This is a genomic window from Microbacterium sp. Beta, assembly GCF_005502545.1.
GTDB classification, from domain to species: Bacteria; Actinomycetota; Actinomycetes; order Actinomycetales; family Microbacteriaceae; genus Microbacterium; species Microbacterium oxydans.
The window spans coordinates 1-25,452 of the sequence record NZ_SCOG01000025.1; the positions used below are offsets into that span (position 1 = coordinate 1).

The 25,452-nt window shown below is 69.1% G+C and carries 22 protein-coding genes, 1 pseudogene and 1 riboswitch; of the genes and pseudogenes, 3 read left to right on the forward strand and 20 right to left on the reverse strand.

The features are described from left to right. Positions 1-447 precede the first annotated feature (447 nt). Positions 448-1,836 carry a CoA transferase gene (locus tag FFS56_RS17300; RefSeq protein ID WP_208644298.1) on the forward strand — a complete coding sequence of 463 codons (1,389 nt, stop codon included), beginning with the start codon at positions 448-450 and terminating at the stop codon, positions 1,834-1,836. Here FFS56_RS17300 and FFS56_RS17305 read toward each other — a convergent pair. The 3 genes and pseudogenes from FFS56_RS17305 to FFS56_RS17315 all read right to left on the reverse strand — a co-directional run bounded on the left by FFS56_RS17305 (position 1,821) and on the right by FFS56_RS17315 (position 4,922). Next, on the reverse strand, positions 1,821-2,615 hold the full coding sequence (locus tag FFS56_RS17305) for a DUF4184 family protein (RefSeq protein ID WP_127011993.1): 795 nt from the start codon (positions 2,613-2,615) through the stop codon (positions 1,821-1,823). The genes FFS56_RS17300 and FFS56_RS17305 overlap by 16 nt on opposite strands. A gap of 11 nt (positions 2,616-2,626) precedes the next feature. Further along, complete coding sequence (gene tyrS, locus FFS56_RS17310) at positions 2,627-3,928, reverse strand: tyrosine--tRNA ligase (RefSeq protein WP_171010934.1); 1,302 nt, start codon at positions 3,926-3,928, stop codon at positions 2,627-2,629. 40 nt (positions 3,929-3,968) lie between these two features. Beyond that, positions 3,969-4,922, reverse strand: a pseudogene (locus FFS56_RS17315) (aldo/keto reductase). Positions 4,923-4,975: 53 nt separating this feature from the next. On the opposite strand from FFS56_RS17315, the gene FFS56_RS17320 reads away from it, so the two are divergent. Further along, positions 4,976-5,332 carry a MerR family transcriptional regulator gene (locus FFS56_RS17320; RefSeq protein ID WP_058632227.1) on the forward strand — a complete coding sequence of 119 codons (357 nt, stop codon included), beginning with the start codon at positions 4,976-4,978 and terminating at the stop codon, positions 5,330-5,332. A 6-nt stretch (positions 5,333-5,338) separates the two neighbouring features. Here FFS56_RS17320 and FFS56_RS17325 read toward each other — a convergent pair whose 3' ends face one another. Beyond that, positions 5,339-6,166: a hypothetical protein gene (locus FFS56_RS17325; protein ID WP_046749039.1), complete on the reverse strand. Its 828-nt coding sequence runs from the start codon at positions 6,164-6,166 to the stop codon at positions 5,339-5,341. Then, complete coding sequence (locus FFS56_RS17330) at positions 6,163-6,807, reverse strand: SatD family protein (protein ID WP_046749038.1); 645 nt, start codon at positions 6,805-6,807, stop codon at positions 6,163-6,165. Before FFS56_RS17330 ends, FFS56_RS17325 begins: the two co-directional genes overlap by 4 nt. 60 nt (positions 6,808-6,867) lie before the next feature. On the opposite strand from FFS56_RS17330, the gene FFS56_RS17335 reads away from it, so the two are divergent. Further along, positions 6,868-7,464 (forward strand): DUF1349 domain-containing protein, encoded by a 597-nt coding sequence (locus tag FFS56_RS17335; protein WP_046749037.1) that lies wholly within the window; start codon positions 6,868-6,870, stop codon positions 7,462-7,464. Positions 7,465-7,511: 47 nt separating this feature from the next. Here the strand turns inward: FFS56_RS17335 and argH are convergent, their stop codons facing one another. From argH to FFS56_RS17410, 15 genes are all read right to left on the reverse strand, one after another. Beyond that, entirely contained in the window at positions 7,512-8,942 is a 1,431-nt protein-coding gene (gene argH, locus FFS56_RS17340; protein WP_046749036.1) for an argininosuccinate lyase, read from the reverse strand. After that, positions 8,942-9,871, reverse strand: coding sequence for an ornithine carbamoyltransferase (gene argF, locus FFS56_RS17345; RefSeq protein ID WP_046749035.1), 930 nt, complete (start codon positions 9,869-9,871; stop codon positions 8,942-8,944). Before argF ends, argH begins: the two co-directional genes overlap by 1 nt. After that, on the reverse strand, positions 9,868-11,073 hold the full coding sequence (locus FFS56_RS17350) for an acetylornithine transaminase (RefSeq protein WP_127011992.1): 1,206 nt from the start codon (positions 11,071-11,073) through the stop codon (positions 9,868-9,870). Before FFS56_RS17350 ends, argF begins: the two co-directional genes overlap by 4 nt. Further along, positions 11,070-11,987: an acetylglutamate kinase gene (argB, locus tag FFS56_RS17355; protein ID WP_045263191.1), complete on the reverse strand. Its 918-nt coding sequence runs from the start codon at positions 11,985-11,987 to the stop codon at positions 11,070-11,072. The genes FFS56_RS17350 and argB overlap by 4 nt, the downstream gene beginning before the upstream one ends. After that, a complete protein-coding gene (argJ, locus tag FFS56_RS17360; RefSeq protein ID WP_046749032.1) occupies positions 11,984-13,141 on the reverse strand; it encodes a bifunctional glutamate N-acetyltransferase/amino-acid acetyltransferase ArgJ in 1,158 nt (385 codons plus the stop codon). Before argJ ends, argB begins: the two co-directional genes overlap by 4 nt. Further along, on the reverse strand, positions 13,138-14,190 hold the full coding sequence (argC, locus tag FFS56_RS17365; protein WP_046749031.1) for an N-acetyl-gamma-glutamyl-phosphate reductase: 1,053 nt from the start codon (positions 14,188-14,190) through the stop codon (positions 13,138-13,140). The genes argJ and argC overlap by 4 nt, the downstream gene beginning before the upstream one ends. 239 nt (positions 14,191-14,429) lie before the next feature. Further along, on the reverse strand, positions 14,430-16,580 hold the full coding sequence (locus FFS56_RS17370; RefSeq protein WP_127011991.1) for a bifunctional hydroxymethylpyrimidine kinase/phosphomethylpyrimidine kinase: 2,151 nt from the start codon (positions 16,578-16,580) through the stop codon (positions 14,430-14,432). Continuing rightward, positions 16,577-17,425: a hydroxyethylthiazole kinase gene (thiM, locus tag FFS56_RS17375; RefSeq protein WP_127011990.1), complete on the reverse strand. Its 849-nt coding sequence runs from the start codon at positions 17,423-17,425 to the stop codon at positions 16,577-16,579. Before thiM ends, FFS56_RS17370 begins: the two co-directional genes overlap by 4 nt. Next, positions 17,416-17,510, reverse strand: a riboswitch (TPP riboswitch). It overlaps the preceding gene by 10 nt. Before the next feature lie 6 nt (positions 17,511-17,516). Beyond that, positions 17,517-18,479, reverse strand: coding sequence for an NAD-dependent epimerase/dehydratase family protein (locus tag FFS56_RS17380; protein WP_127011989.1), 963 nt, complete (start codon positions 18,477-18,479; stop codon positions 17,517-17,519). Further along, positions 18,476-19,198 carry a DUF402 domain-containing protein gene (locus tag FFS56_RS17385; RefSeq protein WP_127011988.1) on the reverse strand — a complete coding sequence of 241 codons (723 nt, stop codon included), beginning with the start codon at positions 19,196-19,198 and terminating at the stop codon, positions 18,476-18,478. Before FFS56_RS17385 ends, FFS56_RS17380 begins: the two co-directional genes overlap by 4 nt. 74 nt (positions 19,199-19,272) lie before the next feature. Continuing rightward, complete coding sequence (pheT, locus tag FFS56_RS17390) at positions 19,273-21,792, reverse strand: phenylalanine--tRNA ligase subunit beta (RefSeq protein ID WP_127011987.1); 2,520 nt, start codon at positions 21,790-21,792, stop codon at positions 19,273-19,275. After that, positions 21,792-22,832, reverse strand: a complete 1,041-nt coding sequence (gene pheS / locus FFS56_RS17395; protein ID WP_046749026.1) for a phenylalanine--tRNA ligase subunit alpha — start codon at positions 22,830-22,832, stop codon at positions 21,792-21,794. Before pheS ends, pheT begins: the two co-directional genes overlap by 1 nt. Before the next feature lie 42 nt (positions 22,833-22,874). Then, the gene (locus tag FFS56_RS17400) at positions 22,875-23,777 is read right to left on the reverse strand and encodes an amino acid ABC transporter permease (protein WP_046749085.1); all 903 of its coding nucleotides are present in this window, start codon (positions 23,775-23,777) and stop codon (positions 22,875-22,877) included. Beyond that, positions 23,774-24,421, reverse strand: coding sequence for an amino acid ABC transporter permease (locus FFS56_RS17405; protein ID WP_046749025.1), 648 nt, complete (start codon positions 24,419-24,421; stop codon positions 23,774-23,776). Before FFS56_RS17405 ends, FFS56_RS17400 begins: the two co-directional genes overlap by 4 nt. 79 nt (positions 24,422-24,500) lie before the next feature. Beyond that, positions 24,501-25,418 (reverse strand): glutamate ABC transporter substrate-binding protein, encoded by a 918-nt coding sequence (locus FFS56_RS17410; RefSeq protein WP_046749024.1) that lies wholly within the window; start codon positions 25,416-25,418, stop codon positions 24,501-24,503. Positions 25,419-25,452 lie beyond the last annotated feature (34 nt).

Genomic DNA, 25,452 nt, shown 5'->3' on the forward strand with positions numbered 1-25,452 from the left:
GACGAGGATAATTTGGCATTTGACAAGTGCACGCTGTTGAGTTCTCAAGGATCGGATGCTCCCACGACCCAGCCATCACAGCCAGGCCCGAAGGGCAACTTCTCTATCTTACCCACCTTGTCCCGCTTGTCAAATCGGCGCGCTGTGCGAATCAGAGATCCGCAGCGCAGCTGATGACAGCCGCAGAAGAGGTGGAGTCCCTATCCTAGACGCAAGCGCCTGTTCTCTCAAGTGAGAGTGGATCGGGAGTGGTTCTCCGCTTGAGGGGGGTGAAGCTCTTGGCTCCTCCGCTTCCCTGTGGGGCGAACAAGTAATAAGTTACGCGGGTCCCGGGGATCTGGCAAATCGGGCCACCCCACCCGGGCGTGTCGCCTTGACTCGTCGAGTGATTTCCTGCGGGTCAGGGGCAGTTTCGGTGTCGAAGCGCACCCGCAGTACGATCACGCCATGCCGGACTCAGCTGATCACCTCCCCACCCCAGGCCAGTTCTCGATGGACGCCGACGGCGGCGCGCATGAGGGGCGGGCGGCAGCTCAGCTGCTCGCGCGCATCGGGCGGGAGCTCGGCCTCGGTGACGACGACGACGCGGTCCGACCGCTCCGTGCGGTCCCACTTCCCTCGCGACTGGCCACCGCTGACCTCGCCTGGGCGAGCGTGAGCGCAGCCATGCTTGCCGCCGGCGGGATCCCGGCTTCGCTCGATCCGGATCGGATCGCGGTCGCGTTCCGCAGTGACCGTGTTCTGACGATCGATGGCGTCGCTCCCCCGGTCTGGTCCGAGTACTCAGGGTTCTGGCGGACGGCAGACGGATGGATCCGCACCCACGGGAACTATCCCCATCACGCGGCGGCGCTGCGTGCGGGACTCGGTCTGCGAGACGGTGCGGGCGGCGATCTCGTCGGGGGTACCCTCGCCGAACGGGACTCTCACGATGCCGTCCGCGAGATCACGGCTGCCGGCGGGCTCGCTGTCGTCGTCGCTGCGGAGGATCCCGCCCTCGATCGTGCCGCCAGAGAGCGTCCGCTCCTGGAGATCAGCCGACCGGACGGGATGTCCGATGCGCCCGACCAACCCGCCGCTGGACGTTCCGTGCGTGTGGGCCGTCGACCACTTCAGGGCATGCGCGTCCTCGACCTGACAAGGGTCATCGCCGGCCCGGTGTGCACGAGGACACTCGCCCTGCTCGGTGCCGATGTGCTGCGCATCGATCCGCCGACGCTGCCAGAGCCGGAGTGGCAGCACCTCGATACGGGCCATGGCAAACGGTCGGCCGTGCTGGACGCGCGGAGCGTTCGCTTCCATGATCTGCTCGCGCACGCCGATGCCGTCGTGCTCGGATACCGTCCGGCGTCACTCGACCGGCTGGGGTTGGACCCCGACCTGCTCGTGCGCCGATACCCGGGCCTGGTGGTCGCGCAACTGAGCGCCTGGGGCACGGAGGAACCGGAGCGAGCCGGTTTCGACAGCCTCGTGCAGGCGGAATCCGGCATCGCGCTCATCGAATCGGTCGACGGTGATCGTCCCGGCGCACTTCCCGCGCAGGCTCTCGACCACAGCGCGGGCTATCTGCTCGCTGCCGCTGTGACCTCTCTGCTCCGGGGGCACCGCCGAGAGGAGCGTTCGTGCGTGGTCCGCACATCGCTTCGTCGCATCGCGGCGGAACTGCTCGGGATGCCGCGTCGCAGGATGGCCGGAGCCGAGGTCGAGTTCGACGTGCGGCCGCATGTCGCCCGGTTCGGTGTCGACGGGAGCGCAGTGGTGACCGCTCGACCCGCGCTGACGGGACTCGAGTTCGCGGCCCCGCACGCTTGGGGGGCCGATCAGCCCGTCTGGTGACGGCGTCCTCGCACCGACAGCGCGATGCAGAGCGCCACGGTGAGCGCACCCCAGAGGGCACAGGCCGGAGGGAGCACCCGATACGCGAGGTGCTGAACGGTGAACTCAGCGTCGAGGGGGCCGAAGACGACGAGACCCCCGACCCACGCGATGACGAGGAACCCGGGGAGCGAGATCCACCACGCCACGCGCACCCACGGCGGCGATGACTGCGTGACGCCCTGACGCGGTGTCTGCCGACGGAGCCGGAGCAGAGCCCAGATGCCGATGACCCCGAGGCCGATCAGGCTCGAACCGTGTTGGAGCCACTTGAACCCTGGCAGCGGTCCCCACATGTCGTCGAGGCCGGGGATCAGGTGCACGCCCCACCGTCCCTCATGCGTGAAGAGGTCCCACACGATGTGCGAGAGAACACCGATCACGAACGACGCCGCGAGCAGGAACGGATACGCGCGCGTGCGCCCCACACCGACTGCAGCTCCTGCCGCCGTGAGACCCCTGTCATTCCATTCCTCAGGCAACCGCCGAGCCAGCCGGAGCGGAGCGAGTTCGGGAACAGCCGGACGGAGCACGACCCGCCAGATCAGGAACAGCACGAACGCGAGAAGCCCTGTCCACACGACATTGCCGAACGTGTGCGTGAACGAGTAGTTCAGTCCTACGCCACGCACGAACAACGGCAGGTCCGGGGTCATCGCGCCGATCGCGATCGCAGCCGGCACGAGCGGCGTGCGGATGAACGGCAGCGCTACCAGGGCGTGGCTGGGCGTGAACGGCATCGAGCTCGGGCTCAGCCGACGAAGAGGCCGGCGAGGGTCTTCTTGCCACGGCGGAGCACGGAGACCCTGCCGGGAAGCGAGCCCTGGACCGTCGCCGTCTCGTCGTCGACGCGTTCGCCGTCGAGCGTGACGCCGCCCTGCGTGATCGCGCGCCTCGCCTCGGACAGGCTCGACACGAGCCCCGTCGACACCAGGGCCTCGACCACCGGGGTGCCGGCGCCGACGGTCGCATTCGGCAGCTCCTCCAGAGCAGTGCGGAGCGTCTCGGCATCGAGCGTGGTCAGGTCTCCCTGTCCGAAGAGAGCCTCGGAAGCTGCGATCACGGCAGCTGTCGCCTCCACACCGTGCACGGTCGCCACAACTTCGAGCGCCAGCCTCTTCTGAGCGGCTCGGCGGAACGGCTCCGCGGCCACGAGCTCGGCGTACTCCTCGATCTCCGACCTGGTGAGGAATGTGAAGACCTTCAGACGTTCGATCACGTCGGAGTCCGCGGTGCTCAGCCAGAACTGGTACATCCGGTACGGGCTGCACATGTCGGCGTCGAGCCAGATGGCGTTGCCCTCGCTCTTGCCGAACTTCGTGCCGTCGCTGTTCGTGATGAGGGGTGTGCCGATGGCATGCACCGACGCCCCCTCGGCACGGCGGATGAGCTCGGTGCCGCTGGTGAGGTTGCCCCACTGATCCGAGCCGCCGGTCTGCAGCACGCAGTCGTACTGCCGGTACAGCTCGAGGAAGTCCATGCCCTGCAGGATCTGGTAGCTGAACTCGGTGTAGCTGATGCCCTCATCGGAGTTGAGTCGCGCCGCGACCGCATCCTTCTTGAGCATCGTGCCCACACGGAAGTACTTGCCGATCTCGCGCAGGAAGTCGATCGCGCTCAGCGGCGCCGTCCAGTCGAGGTTGTTCACGATGCGGGCGGCGTTCTCACCCTCGAAGCTGAGGTAGCGCTCGACCTGGGCACGCAGGCGTCCGACCCAGTCCTCGACCGTCTCCCGCGTGTTCAGCGTGCGCTCGGCCGTCGGACGGGGGTCGCCGATCAGACCGGTCGAGCCGCCGACGAGACCGAGCGGCTTGTGACCGGCGAGCTGGATGCGACGCAGCGTGAGCAGCTGCACGAGGTTTCCGAGGTGCAGACTCGCCGCCGTCGGATCGAAACCGCAGTAGTACGTGATCGGGTCTCCCGCGAGCAGGGCGCGCAGCGCCTCCTGGTCGGTGGACACATGGACCAGGCCACGCCACACGAGTTCGTCCCACACGTTCTCGAACGCGGGATCGATCGCCTGGGGTGCGGTCGTCAGATCGGGAGTTGACACGCGCTCCAGGCTATCAGCGCGGTACAGCCTCGAATTCCGCTCAGACAGGCGTGTCAAGACGGTCGAACTCCTGCGCCGTCAGCGAGATCGATGCCGCATCCATGGCGGCGTCCAACTGCTCCACTCTGCTTCCCCCGACGATGGGGCGGATCCCCCGTGCGAGCTGCCAGCCCAGCACGATCTGCCCTCTGCCGACTCCGCGAGCGGCGGCGATCTCCTCCAGCACCGCGAGCCGCCGCGTGGTCCCCGGGTGGTCGTACACCTCGGGTACCGGTTTGGCCTGGTTGTCATACGCCCCCGAGAGCAACGGCGTGTACGCCCACACCTCGATGCCGTTGTCTCGGGCGAAGTCCCGCTGCTCATCGCTGAGCACGCCGAAGGGATGCGCCACACCGGGTGGGAGGGTGCCCGGTCGGGTGCGCAGGTAGGTGCTGTTCAGCTGGAAGGCATCGATGGGGACGCTGCCGATCGACTTGGCGTGAGCGCGGGCGCGTTCGATACGCCAGGCAGGATGGTTGGAGGCGCCGACACGGGTCACCGTGCCGGCGGACGTGAGCGCGGCCAGGGCGTCGACGGTGTCCTCGATCGCGACGGCGCGGTCCTCCTGGTGCAACCAGAGCAGGTCGATCCTGTCGACGCCGAGGCGATCGAGAATCCCCTCGACGGCTGCACCGATCGCGCGTGGCGAGAGCCCGGTGCGGTGATCGGGCCAGGAGCCGGGCCACAGCGGCTCCGCTCCCACCTTGGTGGAGATGCGCACCTGCTGCCGGGCGCCTGGTCGTGCCGCGAGTCAGCGTCCGATGACTTCCTCCGACGCTCCCCCGTGTCCGCTCTCGCTCGCCCAGAAGCTGTAGCAGTCTGCCGTGTCAATCCAGGTGCCGCCCCGCTCGACGAAACGGTCGAGCAGGGCGAAGGAGGTGTCCTCGTCGACGAGCGTGCCGAAGGACATCGCGCCGAGGACGAGCGGGGATGCGGGTGCGTTCCGAGTGGTCATGACCTCACTGTGCAACCTGGAGCGCACTCCAGGTCAAGACCTATGCTCAGGAGATGACGACGTACACCCCGGCGGAGACCGCAGCGCGTTCCGGCTTCAGCATCGACACGCTCAGGTACTACGAACGGGAAGGCATCCTGCCCACGGTCACCCGCACCGCCGGCGGGCATCGCGCCTACACCGACGCCGACCTCGGGCTGCTCGACTTCCTCAAGTGCCTTCGCGAGACGGGCATGCCGGTCGAACGACTGCGCCGCTACGGACAGCTTTGTCGGAGCGAGGAGACGATCCCCGAACGGATCGCACTCCTCGAAGAGCATGCGGCGACGGTCGAACAGCAGCTCGCCGAGGTCCTCGCGCAGCAGCGACGCCTCGCGGAGAAGCTGGACTGGTATCGATCGCTGAGTTGAGGTCGCTCAGCTGTGCGCCGCCCACCACACCAGGAAAGCGGCACCCAGCGCGATCACCCAGCTCACCAGACTGCCGACGAGGAAGTACTCGGCGCGGGCGCCGGTCTCGCCATCGCGGGAGATCTCGGGGAATCGGACGATGCCCTTCGCCGCGAGCATCGCGGCGAGGATCGGATACGCCGCGGCGAGCGTGAGGATGAGGACGAGGATGCGCTCCAGCGGTCCGATCAGTCGACCGCCTTTGAAGCCGCTGCGCGGATCGCGGGGTGCGGGTGCCGTCTCGGCACCCTCCTCCTGGACGGTGTCTGCCTGGACGGTGTCTGCTTCGGTGGTTCCTGTTTCCACGGTTCCGGCCACGACAGGCGCTGCCTCCGCGGTCGGCATCGCCGGGTCACGGGGAAGCCACGTGTGCTCGCCATCGAGTGCCGCACGCACCACGAGGTTCGACGACTCGAGGAGGAAGACCCCGGCACCGAGCGCGAGCATGGCGAGATCGAACGGAACCTCCCCGAACGGCGACCGGAGGTGCCAGATCGCACCGATGAGACCGGAGTCGGAACGGGCGCCGAGCCAGACGACGGCTCCGACGCTCAGAACCGCGAGCAGGACGGCCGGCCAGAACCCCAGGGGCGCCGGACGCTCCGTCGGCATGCACCACACCCAGAGCGCGCCGACGACGAGGGCGAGCACCATGGGAAGAAGGGCATCGCCGACGCTGCCGAGCAGGAGCAGGATGACCGCGATCACTAGATAGCCGACCCAGCGGCGGGGCGCGAACTGACGCACCAGATCGGCGGCGCCGACCGCCAGGAGGAGGAACCCCGCGACGATCATGCGCGCGCCCCTCGAAGCGCGGCTACGCCCTCGATGAGCGCAGCCGTTCCCGCACTGCGCAGCGACTTGGAGACGCTGGGCTGGGTGATGCCCTCTTCCGCAGCGAGTTCCTGCTGGGATCGACCGAGCAGACGACCGTAGGCGAGCCGTCGTTCCCGCTCGCTCATCGCCCCCACCAGCTCGTCGCGGACGAGGAGGTAGGCGTTCGATGCCGCGATCGTGCTCTCCATGACCTCATCCTGCCCGGATGATCCGACAATCCACGACCGCGTGCGCGGCACGGCGCGACTCTCTCGCGCGTGCACGGTCTCGATCGCCGCTCTGGCCGCGTACCAGCCCGGTCCGTCGGCGAGTTCACCGTGCACGGACTCGACAGGGCGCACCTCCCCCACCCCGATGCCGAAGCGGAAGGCGACACCGTCAGGCAGCCGCAGCTGGATCATCAGGAGCGACACCATGGCGTCGGCCAGATCGAGATAGACACCCTGCTGCTCGTCGCCGACGGTGGGCGTGAGCGGCTGCGCGGCCAACGGGAGGTCTGCTTCGACGTCGGCTATGGTGTCGTCGAGCACGCGTTGCGCGGCTGTGCGATCGTCGAGACGACGAGAACCCACGATGTCTGCGAGTACCGCGATGACCATGGCATAACCATATCACGAATAACCCTCGACTTATGCGTCAATTGGTTATATCTTGAGATCATGCCTGAATCGCACATGATCCCCTGGTCCGACGGAGCCTGGACCAACGCTCCGACCTCCCCCGCCGCGCTACCCGCCGGAACGACTCCCCTCGATGTCACCGCGGTGGAGAGCAGCGATGCCTGGCGGCACACCGCTTACGGCTTCGTGCACGACACCGAGCACGCCCTGCTCGCCCCGCTCGGGGTCGGCGAGGCCATGGAGGTCTCCTTCCGCGCACCGTGGGACGGCCAGTTCGACCAGGCAGGCGTCTTCGTGCGCATCGACGAGGAGCACTGGGTGAAGACGGGTCTCGAGTACGCCGACGGCCATCTGGGACTCGGCGCCGTGGTCACAGCCGGTGTCTCCGACTGGTCCGTCGGCCACGTCGACGAGTGGCTCGAGAACGAGATCACCGTGCGCGTCAGCCGCTGGGCGGATTCCCTGATCGTTCGCGCCCGCGCCGACGACGGCCCCTGGCGACTCGTCAGGGTCGCCCCATTCGACGGACAGGCAGCCGCGGCAGCCGGTCCGTTCCTCGCGGCACCGACCCGCGCCGGCCTCACCGTGCGCTTCACGCGCTGGGAACGGTCGGAGGCCGACGCCGACCTGCACTGAGCAGGCAGCGACGGTGGCCGCCTGCGCCTCCGGTCAGAAGCCTCCGGTCAGATGCCGAGGGCGTGGGCTGCCGCCTGTGCGCGCGCGACGAGTTCCGCGCGCTGCTCGGCGACCCGTTCCGGTGCGGTGCCGCCGATCCCGGTCCGCGACCCGACGGAGCCCTCGATCGTGAGGACCTCGCGCACCTCGGGCACGAGATGCGGCGACACCGAGAGCAGCAGCTCATCGGAAGCATCCTCCAGCCCGATCCCCCGCTCCTCGCACGCCCGCACGAGCGCACCGGAGATCTCGTGCGCATCCCGGAACGGCACGCGGCGCTTCACGAGCCACTCGGCGACATCGGTCGCAAGGGAGAACCCCTGAGGCGCGAGCGCCGCCATCCGTTCGGTGTCGAAACGCAGCGTCGCGATCATCCCGGCGAACGCGGGAAGCACCACCTCGAGGGTCTGCACCGAGTCGAAGACCGGCTCCTTGTCCTCCTGCAGGTCGCGGTTGTACGCGAGCGGGAGGCCCTTGAGGGTGGCGAGCAGGCCGGAGAGGTTTCCGATCAGACGCCCCGACTTGCCCCGAGCGAGCTCGGCGATGTCGGGGTTCTTCTTCTGCGGCATGATGCTCGAGCCCGTCGAGTAGCCGTCGTCGAGGGTGACGAAGCCGAACTCGCGGGTGTTCCAGAGGATGATCTCCTCGGACAGGCGCGAGATGTCGACGCCGGTCATCGCCGTGATGAAGGCGAACTCCGCCACGACATCGCGAGCCGCCGTGCCGTCGAGCGAGTTCTCCGCGGGGCGGTCGAGGCCCAGCTCGGTCGCCACGAGTGCGGGGTCGAGCCCGAGGGTGGAACCGGCCAGCGCTCCGCCGCCGTACGGCGAGACACCGGCGCGACGACGCCAGTCCACGAGACGTTCGAGCTCACGCACCAGCGGCCACCCGTGCGCCTGCAGGTGGTGGGCGAGCAGCACCGGCTGTGCGTGCTGCAGATGCGTGCGGCCGGGAAGGATCGCCGTCGGATGAGCCTCGGCCTGAGCGACCAAGGCATCGATCACCCGGAGGATGTCGCGGGCGATCACTCGCGCATGGTCGATCAGGTACATGCGCACGAGCGTGGCGATCTGGTCGTTGCGGCTGCGACCGGCACGCAGCCGCCCGCCGAGCTCCGGCCCTAGCTCGACGATCAGCGCCTGCTCCAGCGCGCCGTGGACGTCCTCATCGGTCGGCACGGGGCGCAGAGTGCCGTCGGCGACCTTGCGCGCGACCGCGTCCAGCCCCTCGTGCATCCGCCGCGCCTCGTCCGGTTCCAGGTACCCGGCCGCTTCGAGCGCGGTGGCGTGCGCGTGGGAGCCCGCGATGTCGTACGGAGCGAGGATCCAGTCGAAGTGGGTGGAACGGCTCAGCTCCACCAGTTCAGGCGAGGGCCCTGTGGCGAAGCGGGCGCCCCAGAGCGCGCCTTCGTTGGTGCCTTCGTGCGTCGCGTCGCTCATCACGTGTCCTTCTTGCCGAGGAGCCAGACCAGCAGCGCCTTCTGCGCGTGCAGGCGGTTCTCGGCCTCGTCCCAGACCACGCTCTGCGGACCGTCGATCACGCTGGAATCGACCTCGTAGCCGCGGTCGGCAGGGAGGCAGTGGATGAAGATCGCCTCAGGATCGGCCAGGGTCATCGTCTCCGGAGTGACCTTGTAGCCGCCGAGGTCGCGGATGCGTGCGAGCTTCTCCTCCTCCTTGCCCATCGACACCCAGGTGTCGGTCACGACGACGTCGGCACCGGCAGAGGCCTCGACCGGGTCGGTGAAGAGGGTGATCGACCCGCCGGTCTCGGCGGCGCGTCGATCGGCGGCCTCGATGACATCCGCACGAGGAGCGTAGTCCTCGGGCGACGCGATGCGCACGTGCATGCCCGCAGTCACACCGGCGAGCGCGTAGGAGTGCGCCATGTTGCTCTGGCCGTCTCCGAAGAACGTCAGCGTGAGCCCCTTCAGGTCGCCCTTGTGCTCGCGGATCGTGAGCAGGTCGGCGAGCAGCTGACACGGGTGGAAGTCATCCGACAGCGCATTGATGACCGGCACACGCGTACCTTCCGCCATCTCCTCGAGACCCGACTGCGCATACGTGCGCCACACGATGGCCGCGACCTGGCGCTCGAGGACGCGAGCGGTGTCGGACGGGGTCTCCTTGCCGCCGAGCTGGCTGCTCGCTGTCGAGATGATCAGCGGCGAACCGCCGAGGTCGGCGATCCCCACCGCGAACGAGACGCGGGTGCGCGTGGAGGACTTGTCGAAGATGACCGCGACGGTCTGGGGGCCGGCCAGGCTCTTGTCGGCCCACCGGTCCTTCTTCAGCTCGATCGCGAGATCGAGGATCTCGGCCTGCTCGGCGGGGGTCAGATCGTCGTCACGCAGCAGGTGGCGGGTCATGCGGATACCTTTCCGGCAGCAGAGGCCTGGACGTCGGCGAGCGAAGCCGTGAACAGCTCGCGGAACTCGGCGAGCTCGGCGTCGCCGATCGTGAGAGCCGGTGCGATGCGAACCGTCTCGGGGTTGGCGGCGTTGACGATGAGACCGCGCTCCTGGGCGGCCGCGACGACCTCACCGGCGACGGGTGCGGTCAGCGCCACGCCGATGAGCAGACCACGTCCGCGCACACCGTCGATCAGCGGCGAGTCGATGCCGAGCAGGATCTCGCGCAGCTCGGCACCACGACGGGCGGCGTTCTCGACCAGGCCGGCACTCTCGATCTCGGCCAGGACCGCATCCGCGACCGCGGTCGCGAGCGGGTTGCCGCCGAAGGTGGAACCGTGGGATCCCGGGGTGAAGAGCGCACTGGCAGCACCGAAGGTGACCAGCGCGCCGATCGGGAAGCCGCCGCCGATGCCCTTGGCGAGGGTGATCGCATCGGGGGTGATGCCCTCGTGACTGAAACCGAACCACTCACCGGTACGACCCGCACCCGTCTGGATCTCGTCGACGATCAGCAGGGCGCCGTGAGCGAGGCTCAGCGAGCGCGCAGCGGCGAGATAGCCCTCCGGCAGCTCGACCACTCCGGCCTCGCCCTGGATGGGCTCGACGATGATCGCGGCGACGCGGTCATCCATCGCCGCTTCGAGAGCCTCGATCGTGGCCGGGATATGCTCGACCCCGGCGGGCATCGGCTCGAACGGCGCGCGCATCGAGGCCTTGGCGGTGAGCGCGAGCGAGCCCATCGTACGACCGTGGAAGCCGTTCTCGAGAGCGAGGATGCGCGGCCGCTCTGAGCCGCCGTGCAGACGCGCGAGCTTGAACGCGGCCTCGTTCGCCTCGGCGCCCGAGTTCGAGAAGAACACACGACCGTCGATGCCGGCACCCGCGAGACGCTTGAGCCGCGCCGCGAGCGCGAGCTGGGGTGGCGTGGCGAAGTAGTTCGACACGTGCGCGAGCGTGGCCGCCTGCGTCGAGACCGCCTCGACGAAGGCCGGATGCGCGTGCCCGAGCGAGGTCACCGCGATGCCCGCGAGGAAGTCGAGGTGGCGTCGGCCGTCGGCATCCCACAGGTACGAGCCCTCACCGCGTACCAGCAGCGCGAGCCGCTCCCCCGCGTTGAGCACGAGATCGCGTGCCGCATCGTCCTGCCAGACGGTCATGCCGTCACCTCGTTCTTTCCCAGGACCACTTCGGTCCCGATTCCCTTGCTGGTGAAGAGTTCGACGAGCACCGAGTGCGGCACCCGCCCATCGATGATCGCCGCCGCGTCGACGCCGCCCTCGACCGCGTCGAGACAGGCCCGCATCTTCGGGATCATCCCCGACTCGAGCGTCGGAAGCATCTGGATGAGCGCATCCGACGTCAGATGGGAGACGAGCGAGTCGCGGTTGGGCCAGTCGGCATACAGCCCCGGCACGTCGGTCAGGATGACGAGCTTTCGCGCGTGCAACGAGACCGCGAGAGCGGCTGCCGCGGCATCCGCGTTGACGTTGAGCGACTGCCCGGGGTGATCGAGATCGGGCGCGATGCTCGACACCACCGGGATGCGCCCTGCGGCGAGGTGGTCGAGCACGGGCGTCGGATCGACCTCGACGACGTCGCCGACCCGACCGAGGTCGACTTCTTCGCCGTCGATCACGACACCACGACGGCGCCCTCCGAAGAGTCCGGCGTCCTCCCCGCTGAGGCCGGTGGCGATCGGGCCGTGCGAGTTGATCTTCGACACGAGCTGCGGGTTGACCTGACCGGTGAGCACCATGCGCACGACGCTGATCGCCTCGGTGTTGGTGACGCGATAGCCGCCCTTGAACTCGCTCGGGATCTCGAGCCGCTGCAGCATGTTGGAGATCTGCGGCCCTCCACCATGCACCACGACCGGAAGCACCCCGACGTAGCGGAGGTAGGCGATGTCCTGGGCGAAGGCGTCCTGCAGCTCCTCCGACACCATGGCATTGCCGCCGTATTTGATGACGACGATCTGGTCGCGGAACTTCTTCAGCCACGGCAGCGACTCGATGAGCGTCGTGGCCTTCTGCGCGGCGACGTCCGGCGTGGTGTCCTGGATGTCGGTCATGAGGCGTAGGCGCTGTTCTCGTGCACGTAGTCGTGGGTCAGGTCGTTCGTGAGCACCGTGGCCGTCGACTCCCCGACCTTGAGGTCGATCATGAGGTGCGTGGCACGCGGGGTGAGGTCGACCTCTTCGCGGGGGCGGTCCGGACCACCCTGGCTGCAGACGCGCACGCCGTTCATCCAGACGTCGACGTCGTAGGGGTCGAACTGCGCATTCGTCGTTCCGATCGCCGCGAGCACCCGCCCCCAGTTCGGATCGTTGCCGAAGATCGCCGCCTTGAAGAGGTTGTTGCGCGCGACCGACCGGCCGACCTCGACGGCGTCCTGCTCGGTCACAGCATGCTGCACCTCGATCGTGATGTCGTGGCTCGCGCCCTCGGCATCACCCTGCAGCTTGACCGCGAGCTCCTGGGAGAGCTCGATGAGCGCGGCGGTGAAGTCGTCGAGGTCCGGCACGACCTCGGATGCCCCGTTGGCGAGGAGCGTGACTTGGTCGTTCGTCGACATGCAGCCGTCGGAATCGAGACGGTCGAACGTCTGCCCTGTCGCACGGCGCAGCGCCTCATCGGCCTGAAGCGGCTCGAGGACGGCATCGGTGGTGATCACCACGAGCATCGTGGCGAGTCCCGGCGCGAGCATGCCCGCACCCTTCGCCATACCGCCGATCGTCCAGCCATCACGGCTGATCACGGCGGTCTTCGCAACGGTGTCGGTGGTCATGATGGCCTGTGCCGCGCTCTCCCCGCCGTCGGCGCTGAGCTCGGCGATCGCCTGCTCGGTGCCGGCCAGCACACGCGAGCGGAACGTCTCGTCCCCGGTGCCGATGAGGCCGGTGGAGCAGATCAGCACATCCCCGGCGCTGACGCCGAGCAGTTCGGCCGCCTTCTCCGCCGTCTGGTGGGTGGTCTGGAACCCGAACGCGCCGGTGAAGCAGTTCGCACCGCCGGAGTTGAGCACCACGGCCTCGACGACCCGGTCGGCCACTGCCTGCTGCGACCAGATGATCGGGTTCGCCTTGGCGCGGTTGCTGGTGAAGACCGCGGCACCCACCTTGCGAGGTCCGCGGTTGACGACGACGGCGACATCGGGCTTCCCGGTCGACTTCAGCCCGGCGGCGACACCGGCCGCTTCGAATCCTGCGGGGGCGGTGACGCTCACGGCGCTACTCCGTTCACTGAGAGGGCGCGGGCTTCGGGAAGACCCAGCGCGATGTTCATGGATTGGACGGCAGCGCCGGCGGTGCCCTTGACGAGGTTGTCGACCGCGGTGACGACCGTGACCCGGTTCGCGGCCCGGTCGATCGCGAGGCCGATCAGCGCGGTGTTGGCTCCGAGCACGTCGGCCGTGCGGGGGAAGCGTCCCTCGGGCAGCAGCTGCACGAAGGTCTCGTCGCCATAGGCGCTCTGCCAGGCGTCACGGATCTGCGCATCCGTCGCACCGTCGACGATGGGTGCGGTGGACGTGGCGAGGATCCCGCGCGACATGGGCACCAGCACCGGCGTGAACGAGATCCGGATGCCGTCGGACTCCACCCCGGACGCCGCGGCGAGCGCCTGACGGATCTCGGGGATGTGTCTGTGGGTTCCGCCGACCGCATAGGGGTTGGCGGTGCCCAGGATCTCGCTGCCGAGCAGGTTCGTCTTGAGGCTCTTCCCCGCGCCGGACGGTCCGACGGCGAGCACGGAGACGATGTCGGAGGGGTCGATCACCCCGGCGGCCACACCGGGCGCGAGGCTGAGACTCACGGTGGAGGCATTGCAGCCCGGCGCCGCGATGCGCGTGGCTCCACGGAGGTGCTCACGCTGCTTGACCCCGTCGATGAGGAGCTCTGGCACACCGTAGGTCCACGGCTCGTGGAAGTCGCCGCCGTAGAACGCATCCCACGCCGAGGCGGACGTGAGTCGGTGGTCGGCGCCGGCATCGATCACGAGCGGGACATCGCCCAGCGCATCGGTGTACTGCCCCGACTGCCCGTGCGGCAAGGCGAGGAACACGATGTCGTGGCCGGCGAGGATCTCCGGTGTCGTGTCCTGCAGCGTGAGGTGTGCGAGTGAGCGCAGGTGCGGCTGGTGGTCGACGAGAGGCTGCCCGGCGTTCGAATGCGCCGTGACGGTGCGGATCTCCATGTCGGGATGGGCGGCCAGGAGGCGCAGAATCTCGCCGCCTGCGTAGCCGGATGCGCCGGAGACGGCGACGGAATACGTCATGCTTCTACCTTAACGGTCAGGCCCTCGAGGAAATCGGGACCGTGGACGGGGCCGGAGGCGGCGACACCGGCACTCGACCGCCGTGCGCGCACGGGCAGAAGGGCGGGGTCGCCTACAGTCGGCGGCCGCGGCGTCGGCGCACAGCGATGACGCTCGGAGCGAGCGTCGGAGAAGCGGTGGCGGCCGAAGGCATGTCGCGACAGTAGCGCGGCCTCGGCTGCCACCGCAAATCCGGTTCGTCATCTGCGGGGTGAGGGCTCCAGCGGTGCGGCGAAGAAGGCGAGTTCGTGGGCACTCGAGACCTCGAAGACGTGGCGCATCCTGGCGCGGGTCGCGGCATCAGCCGTTGCCGCCGCTTCGGAGGCGTAGGCGATCGCCGTCTCGGTCGCCTCTTCGAACGCGGGATCGGCGTAGGCCACCAGCCACGAGGCGTAGGGGTGCTGGGGATCCTGCGCGTACTGACCGAAGGCCCCGGCATGCAGGCGTCGGCCGAGGTCGGTGTATAGCCAGAAGCACGGGAGGACGGCCGCGACGATCTCTGCGTAGTCCCCACCGAACGCGACAGAGCGCAGGTGATCGAGGTAGGCGGTGGTGGCCGCCCCCGGCTCGGCGGAGAACGTGTCCGCGCTCACCCCCTGCGTCGGAGTCAACCACGACGCGTGCAGCTCGAGCTCGCCCACGATCGAACCGCGTGCCGACTCCGCCCAGAACGCCTGCTCATCGGATGTCGGCGCGAGCCGGGACGCTTCCGCGAGCACACGGGCGTACTCGCGCAGGTACAGCGCGTCCTGGGCGAGATAGGACAGGAACGGTCCGCGCTCCAGCGTCCCGTCGGCGAGCGCGCGGATGAAGGGCAGCTCGTCGATCGCGGTGCGGATCTCCCTGATGTCGTGCCACCAGTCCGCCGCTATGTCGTCCGCGACCGGACGGGCCTCTGTTCCCGCCCGTTCCCAGAGTCCGGAGAAGTGGTTGATCGGCCCGTGCCCACCGCCGACGCGCAACGCGTCCCCCGCCCGCAGGGCTTCGCGAAGCCAGATGCGCGCGGCGCCGACGGCCGCTTCTGCGTCGTGCCCCCGCGCGAGCAGGGTCGCGAGCGCGGACGACAGCGAGCAGCCGGTGCCATGGGTGTTTCCGGTCGTGATCCGTCGTCCTGGAAAGTCTCTGCGCAGACCGCGCGCCGCGTCGACCAACGCATCGGGGGCCTCATCGCCGACGAGATGGCCGCCCTTGACCAGGACGGCCGCATCGATCCGGGCGGACAGCTCGTGCGCCGCGGAGATGGCATCCTCCCAGTCGGCGATCTCCCGACCGGCGAGCACCGCGAGTTCGGCGAGATTCGGAGTGACCAGAGTCGCCCGCGCGAGGAGTCCGTGCAGTGCTCGCTCCGCCTCCGGATCCAGCAGCCGGTCGCCGGAGGTCGCGACCATGACGGGATCGAGCACCACGACAGGCGGGCGCACGCGGTCGAGCCACGCCCCCACTGCGCGGATGACCTCGGCGTCGGCGAGCATCCCGATCTTCACGGCGTCGATCACGATGTCGTCCGACACGGCATCGAGCTGCGCGCGGAGGAAGTCGACCGGCGGCACGTGCACAGCGCGCACGCCCTGCGTGTTCTGCGCGGTCAGCGCCGTGGGCACAGCCATCCCGTACCCGCCGTTCGCGGCGATGGACTTGAGGTCGGCCTGGATGCCCGCACCTCCGGACGGGTCGCTCCCGGCGATGCTGAGCACTCGCGGTACACCCCCGGAGCGCCAGCGCCGCAGGAACCGCGTCGCTACGGCGGCCGGATCGTCGGCGGCACACAGCGCCGAGACCACGGCCACCCCCGCCGCACCGGCATCGCGAAGGGCCTCGGTGTCGTCGATGTGGACCCCGCCGATCGCCACGCACGGGAGTGCGCTGCGCCTGGCGAAGTCGCGAAATCCCTCCACGCCCAGCGGGACGGGGTGATCCGGCTTCGTGAAGGTGGGACGGATGACGCCGACCCCGAGGTAGTCGACCGTCCCGGCCGGGAGGGCCCGCAGCGCGTCGAGGTGCGCTGCGGTGTTGGCGGTGAGGCCGATCAACGCGTCGGGTCCGAGTGCCTCACGGGCGCGCAGCACCGAGGCGTCGCCCTGACCGAGGTGCACGCCATCGACCCTGGCTCCACGCTCACGAGCAGCCACGGCCGCGCCCAGCCGATCGTTCACCACGAGCAGCGCCCGACCGTCGATCGCCTGCGACAGCGCGACCAGCTGTTCGACCGTCTCCTCGTCGGTCGCGTCCTTGTCGCGCAGCTGCACGATGCGCACCCCGCCTTCCACCGCGTGCCGGACGGTCTCGACGACGCCCCGGTCTCCGCACAGCTCCGCATCCGTGACGAGGTAGAGCGAGAGGTCGGCGTTCACAGGGCACCGCCTTCGACGCGGGCACGGACCCTGATGTCAGCGGAATCCACCGCGGCGAGGGCATCCAGCAGCGCGACGGCGAAGCTCCCCGGCCCGGTGGACCGCTCCGCTGCCTGCTCCGCCGCGATCGTGTACACGAGGCTCGCCGACGCGACCGCCGTGAGCGCGTCGTGCCCTGTCGCCCGCGCAGCGCCGAGGAAGGCCGCCATCACCGCGCCCAGAGCACAACCGCCGCCCGTGACCCTCGTGAGCAGCTCGTGCCCGTTGGACAACCGCAGCACGCGTTCGCCGTCGGTGAGCAGATCGATCGGGCCGGACACGGCCACCACACCGCGTGTCGTCCGAGCCAGCGCCGATGCGGCCTCGGCCGCGGACTCGGTGCTGTCGGTGGAATCCACACCTCGCCCACCGGCGCTGAGCCCCGCGAGAGCCAGCACCTCCGAGGCGTTGCCGCGGATCGCGGTCGGACGCTGCTCGACGAGTTGACGCGCGAGTGCGGTGCGCACCGGGAGCGCACCGACCGCGACGGGGTCGAGCACCCAGGGCGTACCGGCTGCCCTCGCACCGGTGACGGCTTCCAGAGTCGCCGCGCGCTGCTCCGGGGTGGGCGTCCCCAGGTTGACCAGCATCCCCGAGGCGACACCGGCGAACATGCCGGCCTCCCCGACGATGTCGACCATGGCGGGGGCAGCCCCGAGCGCCAGCAGCAGGTTGGCGGTGAAGCCGGTGACCACGGCATTGGTGATGCAGTGCGTCAGCGGTGGCGCCTCACGCAACACCCCCAGCAGCACCGCAGCCTTTTCGGCGAGATCGTGTGTGGAATCAGGACGCAGAAGATCGCTCATCGCGACATCCCTTCGCTAGTACGAACTAGATCAGGTTCGACGGGTCTGTTCTCAGCCGCGGATCGCGGCACCCCGTGTCACTGTCCGCAGTCTATCGATCGGCCAGCAGCGCCCGCTCCTGCGCCCGCGTGAGCCCGGCACGTCGTTCGCGGTCGAGTCCGCGCTCCCGTTCGTCGGCGAGCACGCGCTCGATCGTGTCGACGAGCGGACGGAGCGTCCCACCGGTCTCATGGAATGCCGCGTTCGAGCGGGTCATGAATCCCGTCATCTCGGGCGGGAGCCACAGCGGCAGGGAGTGCGGGCCGGCCCAGTGGTCCACGTCATGCGCGATGAGCCACTCCTCGTCCGCGACGATGGTCGCCCCGGTGTGCCCGGATGCAGCGCGGACCATCCGCAGCACATCCGCGAGAGGCCTCTCGTCGCCGACGGCGTTGACGGCTCCGCTGCCTCGCGCGGTGACGATGTACTCCGCCAGATCGTCGACGTCGATCAACTGAGCGCTCCGCCCGTCCAGCGGGGGCAGCAGCACGGCGTCAGCGTCGGCACGAGCGAACGCAGCACTCCAGTAGCCGAAGCGGTCGCTCGGGTCTCCGTCGCCCACGATCAGGCCGGGACGCACCACGAGTGCCCGCTCCCCCAATCGGGCGACGGAGTCCTCGGCGGCGACCTTCTGCGCCGCGTACTCGTACTCGTCGCCGAGAACCGCCGCCGGGCGTCGTGGAGCCGATTCGTCCGCACCGACCGTCTCGTCATCGGAGTACACCGACACGGATGACACGTACGTCCATCGTGCCGCTCGATCGCCCAGCATCTCGACTGCCCGATCGACATGCGCCGCCTGGGAGGAGATGTCGACGACGTGGTCCCACTCCCGTCGTGCGAGGTCGACGTAGGTCGAAGCCTCCTCGCGATCGCCACGCACCAGGACCGTTCCCTCCGGCGCGGGCCGTGTGCCTCGAGCGAGGCAGGTGACCGTGGCTCCGTGGTCGCGCCAGTGACCGGCGACGCGCCCGGAAAGCCACCCGGTGCCGCCCAGGATCAGAACATCCGTCATGGTGTGCCTGCACCCAACCGGTCAAGGCCTGCCAGCACCGGAACCGTCCAGGCGGGGTCGGGCCGCCAGCGGGTCCACGCGGAGTCGAACGGCCAGTCGTCGGCCTCGAACGACGCGATGGCCGCGTCCGCGTGCCGCTCGATCTGCGCGGCCTGCTCGGAGCTGAGCCGTCCCTGGGCGATCGCGGCGACGAGCTCATCCTCGTCCTTGAGGTGGATGCCGCCCGCCGGATCGATCTCGACGTCGAGGATATGGTCGGACGAGAAGGTGTCCCGGTCTGTCCGCAGATGCGCGTTCTCGAGATTCACGTACCACCCGGAGAACGCCCAGTCCGGCCAGGTGGTGTCGCTCCAGAACAGCCAGATCGACCACGGCATGCCCGCAGGGGCGATGCACAGCACCCCGTTGCCCCGCCAGCGCTCCACGATGCGCGTCCGCGGCTCGAGCCAGCGCCGGGCGAGAGGCACTTCCCGAACGCGCTGTCCATCGCTGGAGCCGGGCGCCTCCTGGAGCGTCCCGGGAGCGAGCCAGGCCACGAGACCGCGCTCATCATCACGGACCACGCGCATCGGCGAGATCCTGGACGGCTCTCCCGGCTGCCACCCCGGTTTCCGGTAGTGCCAGTCGATCTGTGCGCCGGGCTCGAGGAACGGCCCCTCGCCGAGCGGTCGCGCCCCGTCGGGGACGGCGGCCGGAGTGCCCTGGGGGAGGATTCTCATCCCGCCACGGTACTCCGGCGCCGACCTGGATCATCCGAGGACGACACGGTGCGCCTCACACCGCGGATCGGCCCTCAGTCGCGCAGCGTCGCTCCGAAGCGCTGCGCAGCGACCTCGACTCCGGCGAGCTTGGCTTCCGTGGCCTCCGCCGCGGTGAGTGTGCGGTCATCCGCCCGGAACCTCAGTGCGAAGGTCAGGCTCTTGGAACCCTCCGGAACGCCCTCTCCGCGATAGTCGTCGACGAGGCGCACCGACTCCAGCAGCGTGCCCGCACCTTCGGCGAGGGCGGCCTGCACATCCGCGGCGGGGACCCCGGCCGGAACCAGGAGCGACACGTCCTGCGTAGCGGCGGGGAACGTCGACAGCGAAGCCGCGACGACCCGTCCGCCGGCAAGCGACAGGATGCGGTCGAGGTCGAGCTCGAACACGGTCGCGCGCCCGGGAAGATCGGCCCCCTCGGCGACAGCGGGGTGCAGCTCGCCGACGTATCCGACCTCTTCGCCTGCCACCAGGAGCGACCCGGTGCGCCCGGGGTGGAGGGCGGCGCGTTCGGCCTGGAGCACGTCGATGTCGACCCCGGCGGCTGCCGCGATCACACGGACCGCGTCCAGAGCCTCCACGAGGCCGGCGGCCTCGGCGGGGCGACCGGGCTGGCGCGGTGCGACATGGCCGGTGAGGAGTCCGGAGACGAACCGGTGCTGTGGCGGGATCGAGGCGTTCAGCTCCGCGAGCGTCTCGTCGGACGGACGCTCCCCCAGCGGCGGCACCTCATCGGTGCCGTACTCCACACCCGGCTCGGGAAGGAAGACCACCCCGGTTTCGAAGATCGCGAGGTCGGTGAGCCCGCGGGAGATGTTGCGGTGCGCGGTCTGCAGCAGACCGGGGATCAGCGACCGGCGCAGGTACGGCGCCTGCCCGTCGAGCGGATTCGCCAGACGGATGCTCGGCAGGTGCTCGCCCGACGCGGAGCCGTGCAGATCGTTCTGCGCCTCCGTGGTGAACGGGAACGACGGCGTCTCGACGAGCCCCGCAGCAGCCAGAGCATCGGCCACGCGGCGGCGGCCCTGCTGGTGCGCGGTGAGGCCGCGCCCGGAGGGAGGCGTCGGCAGCACCGAGGGGATGCGGTCGAGCCCGTGGATGCGGGCGACTTCCTCGGCGAGCGTCCACTTGTCGGTGAGGTCGGGGCGCCAGGTCGGCGGGATGACCGTCCACCCGCCCTGGGTCCCTGAGCCGGTCGAAGGGCTGACCTCCGCGCCGATCGTCGTCAGCGCACCGGTGATCTCTTCATCGGTGTAGTCGACGCCGATGAGCCCCTGCACGAAGCCGGCGGGCAGCTCGATCTCCGCGACGAAGACCTCGGCGAACAGCGCGCCGCCCTCCTCCGTGAGCGTGCCCCCGGCGAACTCGACCATGAGGTCGGCCGCGCGCCGGGCCGCGACGAAGGGGATCAGCGGGTCGACGCCGCGCTCGAAACGCTTGGACGCCTCGCTGGGCAGCTTGTGACGACGAGCCGAACGGGCGATCGTGGTCGGGTCGAAGCTCGCCGCCTCGATCATCACGTTCCGGGTGGAGTCGCTCATCTCCGTCGTGCCGCCGCCCATGACGCCGGCCAGGCCGATCGGACCCGACTCGTCTGTGATGAGCAGGTCTTCGGTGTGCAGCGCGCGCTCGACGCCGTCGAGGGTGGTCATCTTCTCGCCCGGAGTCGCGCGGCGGACCGTGATGCCGCCCGTGAGCTTGTCGAGGTCGTAGCCATGCAGCGGCTGTCCGAGCTCGAGCATCACGTAGTTGGTGATGTCGATGAGCACGCCCAGCGACCGCATGCCGGCGAGGCTGAGCCGCGCCACCATCCACGGAGGAGTCGGACGCGAGGGATCGACGTCGCGGACGACACGGGTCACGAACTCGCTGGCGCCGACGTTCCCACGCACAGGTGCGACGTCGTCGACCACGGTCGTGTGTCCGGTGCCCGGCTGGAGTTCGGCGAAGTCGCGCTCCGCCGGGTCGCGGAAGGTCGCTCCGGTCGCGTGCGCGTACTCACGAGCCACCCCGCGCAGGGAGAAGGCGTAACCGCGGTCGGGCGTGACGTTGATCTCCACCGCGACGTCGTCGAGGCCGAGCAGGGCGATCGCGTCGGTGCCGACGGGCGCATCGATGCCGAGGTCGGACAGCACGACGATGCCGTTGTGCTCGTCACCGAGTCCCAGCTCGCGCGCAGAGGCGATCATGCCGTCCGACACATGACCGTAGGTCTTGCGGGCGGCGATCGGGAACGGACCGGGCAGCACCGCACCGGGCAGGGTCACGACGACCTTGTCCCCGACGACGAAGTTGTGCGCGCCGCAGACGATGCCACGGATGCCGCCGTTCGCCTCGCCGACGTCGACCTGGCACCAGTTGATGGTCTTGCCGTTGGACTGGGGCTCCGGCTCGAGCGAGACGACCTGGCCGACCACCACGGGGCCCGTGATGTCGAAACGGTGCACGTCCTCCTCTTCGAAGCCGACGGTCACCAGGGCCGCGAGGACATCCTCGGGCGTGGCGTCCGCTGCCAGATCGACGTACTCACGCAACCACGAAAGCGGGACGCGCATCACACCACCATCCCGTACTGCTCGCTGAATCGGACATCGCCCTCGGCCATGTCGCGCATGTCCTGGACGTCGCTGCGGAACATCAGGCCCCGCTCGATGCCCATGCCGAACGCGAAGCCGCTGTATTCCTCCGGGTCGATCCCTGCCGCGCGCAGCACGTTCGGGTTGACCATGCCGCAGCCGCCCCACTCGATCCAGCGCGCACCGCCCTTGAACGTGGGGTGCCACAGATCGAGCTCGGCGGACGGCTCGGTGAAGGGGAAGTAGTTGGTGCGGAAGCGCGTCTTGGCCTCGGGGCCGAAGAGCAGCTTCGCGAAGTGGTCGAGCGTGCCCTTGAGGTGCGCCATCGTGATGCCCTTGTCGATCACGAGTCCCTCGAACTGCGTGAACACCGGCAGGTGCGTGGCGTCGAACTCGTCGGTGCGATACACCCGGCCGGGGCACAGCACGTAGATGGGCACCTCGCGGTCGAGCATCGAGCGCACCTGCACCGGGCTCGTGTGCGTGCGCATCACGAGGTGACGCGAGGGCGGGTCCACGTAGAACGTGTCCTGCTCCTGGCGTGCGGGGTGGTCCACATCGAAGTTCAGTGCGTCGAAGTTGAACCACTCGTGCTCGAGCTCCGGTCCCTCCGCGATCTCCCAGCCCATGCCGACGAAGATGTCGCACACCTGGTCCTGCAGGAGCGTGAGCGGGTGTCGGGCGCCGACACGCGTGCGCGAGGGCACGGCGGTGATGTCCACCCGCTCGGACTCGAGGCGCGCGGCGACCTCGGCCTCGGCGAGCTCGGCCTCCTTCGCGGCCAGCGCCTGGGTCACCTGCCCTCTCCCCTGGCCCACGAGCTTGCCGAATGCGGCCTTGTTCTCGGGAGCGACCTGGCGCATCGAGGCGTTCAGTACCGCGAGCGGCGATCCGTCGGCGACGTGTGCGGCGCGGGCCGCTTTCAGCTCGGCGGTGTCGGCGGCTGCGGCGATCGCCGCGAGGGCATCGGCAACAGCGGACTCGACCGCTTCCGGGGTGATTTCAGGAGACTCTGACACGAGAATCGAGTCTACCGGGGGCGCGCAGGTGGCTTTCGCGGATCAGCGCGCCTTCTCGGACCCATCTCCCTGCAGCACGATGAGCGAGGTGTTGGTCTCGCCTCCGTGCTGGCGGGGATCCGGCACCGCAGGCCCTGCCTTCGGCGAGCGCTTGGCACGCTTCTGCAGGCGGTAGGCGATGTAGGAGAGCAGGAGGCAGACGGCCACGTACATCGATCCGCCGACGATCGCCGCCGGGATCAGCGGGGAGCCGTAGGGCGCCTGGTTGCCGATCTGGTTGATGACGTAGAGGAGCTCCTGGTACGTGATGATGAAGCCGAGCGCGGTGTCCTTGAGCGCCACGACGAGCTGCGCGATGATCACCGGCATCATGGCCCGGACGGCCTGCGGGATCAGGATGAAGTACATCACCCCGGTCTTCCGCAGTCCGATCGCGTAGCCGGCCTCCTTCTGTCCGCGGGGCAGCGACTCGATGCCGGCTCGCAGCACCTCGGCGAGCACGGAGCCGTTGTAGACGATCAGGGCGATGACGACGGCCCAGTACGGCGGCATCTTCACGCCGATCACCGGGAGGCCGTAGTACAGCAGCATCATGAGGATGAGCACGGGCACCGCTCGCAGCACCTCGATGATCCACCGGACCGGCTCACGCACCCAGGCGTGCTCCGAGAGGCGGCCGATGCCGAGCAGGAATCCGAGCGCGAGGGACCCGACGCCGGCGACGGCGAACGCGGCCAGCGTGGCCAGGAGGCCTTCGCCGAAGCGGATCCAGACCGCGGAGAACGTGAAGATGTTCCACTTCTCTGCGGAGAACTGCCCGGTGGCGAACAGCCTCCACACCACCCAGCCGAGCACCGCGAGGACCACGAGCACCGTGGCGACTCCGATGAGCCGGTTGCGGGCGACGGCACGGGGGCCGGGGACGTCGAAAAGGACGGAACTCATCGCGCGATCCTCCACTTGTTCTCGAGAACGCGCTGCACCCAGGCGAGCAGCAGCACCAGCACCACGAACAGGACCATGACCCACAGGAGCACGACGAGCGCGTTCTCACCGCGTTCGCTGAGCGCCGCGCGGATGGTGCCGAGGTTGACGACCGAGAACCCTGCGGCAACCGTGGTGTTCTTCATGAGGGCGATGAGCACGCTCATCATGGGCGGGACGACGGAGCGCGTCGCCTGCGGCAGCACCACGTAGCGCATGACCTGGCCGAAGTTCAGGCCGATCGCCCGTGCGGCTTCCGCCTGGCCGACCGGCACGGTGTTGATGCCGGCTCGCAGCGCCTCCGCCACATAGGTCGCGGTGTAGATGCCGAGCGCGATCACGGCCAGCAGCAGGGAGTTCACCCGCTCCCCCAGCAGGATCGGAAGGCAGAAGGCGAAGAAGAACATGACCAGGGTCAGTGGTGTGTTGCGGATCCAGTTCACGTACACGCCACCGACGGCGCGGGCGATCGGGACCGGCGACACACGCGCGGCCCCGACGATGAGCCCGAGGACCAGCGCGATGATGCCGCCGCCGAGGAACAGCACGATGGTTCCCCACAGTGCCTCTCCCCAGAGGTCGAGGTGGTCGGAGATGACTCCCACTGCTGCTCCTGTCGATTCGGGTTCTCGAAAGTGTCCTGCATGAGCGGGGCGGCCGACCATGCCGACCGCCCCGCGGAGATCAACCGACCGGGTCGACCTCGGGCTGCGTCGCCTTGACGCCGGAGGCACCGAGGTTGTTGTCGAAGATCTGCTGCCAGATCTCGCCACCGTCGGTCAGCTGCGTGTTGAAGTACTCCACGAGGGCGTCGTCGCCCTTGGCGACGCCGATGCCGTAGCGCTCCTCGCTGAAGGGCTCACCGACGACCTTGAGGTTGTCCGGGTCCTGAGCCGCGTAGCCGATGAGGATCGCCTCATCGGTGGTGACCGCGTCCACCTGGCCGTTCTTCAGGTCCTCGACGCACTTGGAGTACGTGTCGTACTCCTTGGTGGGCACGTCGGGGTAGTTCGTCTTGATGTTCTGGATCGGCGTCGAGCCGGTCGCCGAGCAGACGGTCGTCGAGGAGTCGAGGTCGTCGACGCTCTTGATATCGCTGTCAGCTGCCACCAGGAGACCCTGGCCGGTGACGAAGTACGGACCGGCGAAGGAGATCTGCTCCTTGCGCTTGTCGGTGATGGAGTAGGTGCCGACGTAGTAGTCGATGTCGCCGTTCACGATGGCCTGCTCGCGGTTCGCGGAGGCGATCGCCTGGAACTCGATCTTCTCCGGGTCGACACCGAGCGATGCCGCCATCCAGCGGGCGATGTCGACGTCGAATCCGGTGCGGTCACCGGTCACGGGGTCGAGGTAGCCGAGACCGGGCTGGTCCTCCTTGACGCCGACCTTGATCTTTCCGGACGACTCGATCCGGTCGAACGTCGGGCTGCCGTCGATGCTGACGTCGGTCAGGACTGTCCAGGGCGTGCTGCTGGAGGAGTCACCTTCGTCGCCGCCTTCCGGGGCCCCCGTGCTGGACGGTGTTCCGCTGTTGCAGGCGGTGAGCGTCAGCAGCGCGGCTGCCGCGATTCCGATGCCTGCCAGTGTCCGTGTGCGTCGCATGTGCGTCTCCTTCGTGTGCTGTGTGTGCAGGGTC

Bases quoted from the DNA above. Each gene is read 5' to 3' on its own strand.
- FFS56_RS17300 (WP_208644298.1), top strand. From the start codon at position 448: ATGCCGGACTCAGCTGATCACCTCCCCACCCCAGGCCAGTTCTCGATG.
- FFS56_RS17305 (WP_127011993.1), bottom strand. From the start codon at position 2,615: ATGCCGTTCACGCCCAGCCACGCCCTGGTAGCGCTGCCGTTCATCCGC.
- FFS56_RS17320 (WP_058632227.1), top strand. From the start codon at position 4,976: ATGACGACGTACACCCCGGCGGAGACCGCAGCGCGTTCCGGCTTCAGC.
- FFS56_RS17325 (WP_046749039.1), bottom strand. From the start codon at position 6,166: ATGATCGTCGCGGGGTTCCTCCTCCTGGCGGTCGGCGCCGCCGATCTG.
- FFS56_RS17330 (WP_046749038.1), bottom strand. From the start codon at position 6,807: ATGGTCATCGCGGTACTCGCAGACATCGTGGGTTCTCGTCGTCTCGAC.
- FFS56_RS17335 (WP_046749037.1), top strand. From the start codon at position 6,868: ATGCCTGAATCGCACATGATCCCCTGGTCCGACGGAGCCTGGACCAAC.
- argH (WP_046749036.1), bottom strand. From the start codon at position 8,942: ATGAGCGACGCGACGCACGAAGGCACCAACGAAGGCGCGCTCTGGGGC.
- argF (WP_046749035.1), bottom strand. From the start codon at position 9,871: ATGACCCGCCACCTGCTGCGTGACGACGATCTGACCCCCGCCGAGCAG.
- FFS56_RS17350 (WP_127011992.1), bottom strand. From the start codon at position 11,073: ATGACCGTCTGGCAGGACGATGCGGCACGCGATCTCGTGCTCAACGCG.
- argB (WP_045263191.1), bottom strand. From the start codon at position 11,987: ATGACCGACATCCAGGACACCACGCCGGACGTCGCCGCGCAGAAGGCC.
- argC (WP_046749031.1), bottom strand. From the start codon at position 14,190: ATGACGTATTCCGTCGCCGTCTCCGGCGCATCCGGCTACGCAGGCGGC.
- thiM (WP_127011990.1), bottom strand. From the start codon at position 17,425: ATGAGCGATCTTCTGCGTCCTGATTCCACACACGATCTCGCCGAAAAG.
- FFS56_RS17380 (WP_127011989.1), bottom strand. From the start codon at position 18,479: ATGACGGATGTTCTGATCCTGGGCGGCACCGGGTGGCTTTCCGGGCGC.
- FFS56_RS17385 (WP_127011988.1), bottom strand. From the start codon at position 19,198: ATGAGAATCCTCCCCCAGGGCACTCCGGCCGCCGTCCCCGACGGGGCG.
- pheT (WP_127011987.1), bottom strand. From the start codon at position 21,792: ATGCGCGTCCCGCTTTCGTGGTTGCGTGAGTACGTCGATCTGGCAGCG.
- FFS56_RS17400 (WP_046749085.1), bottom strand. From the start codon at position 23,777: ATGAGTTCCGTCCTTTTCGACGTCCCCGGCCCCCGTGCCGTCGCCCGC.
- FFS56_RS17410 (WP_046749024.1), bottom strand. From the start codon at position 25,418: ATGCGACGCACACGGACACTGGCAGGCATCGGAATCGCGGCAGCCGCG.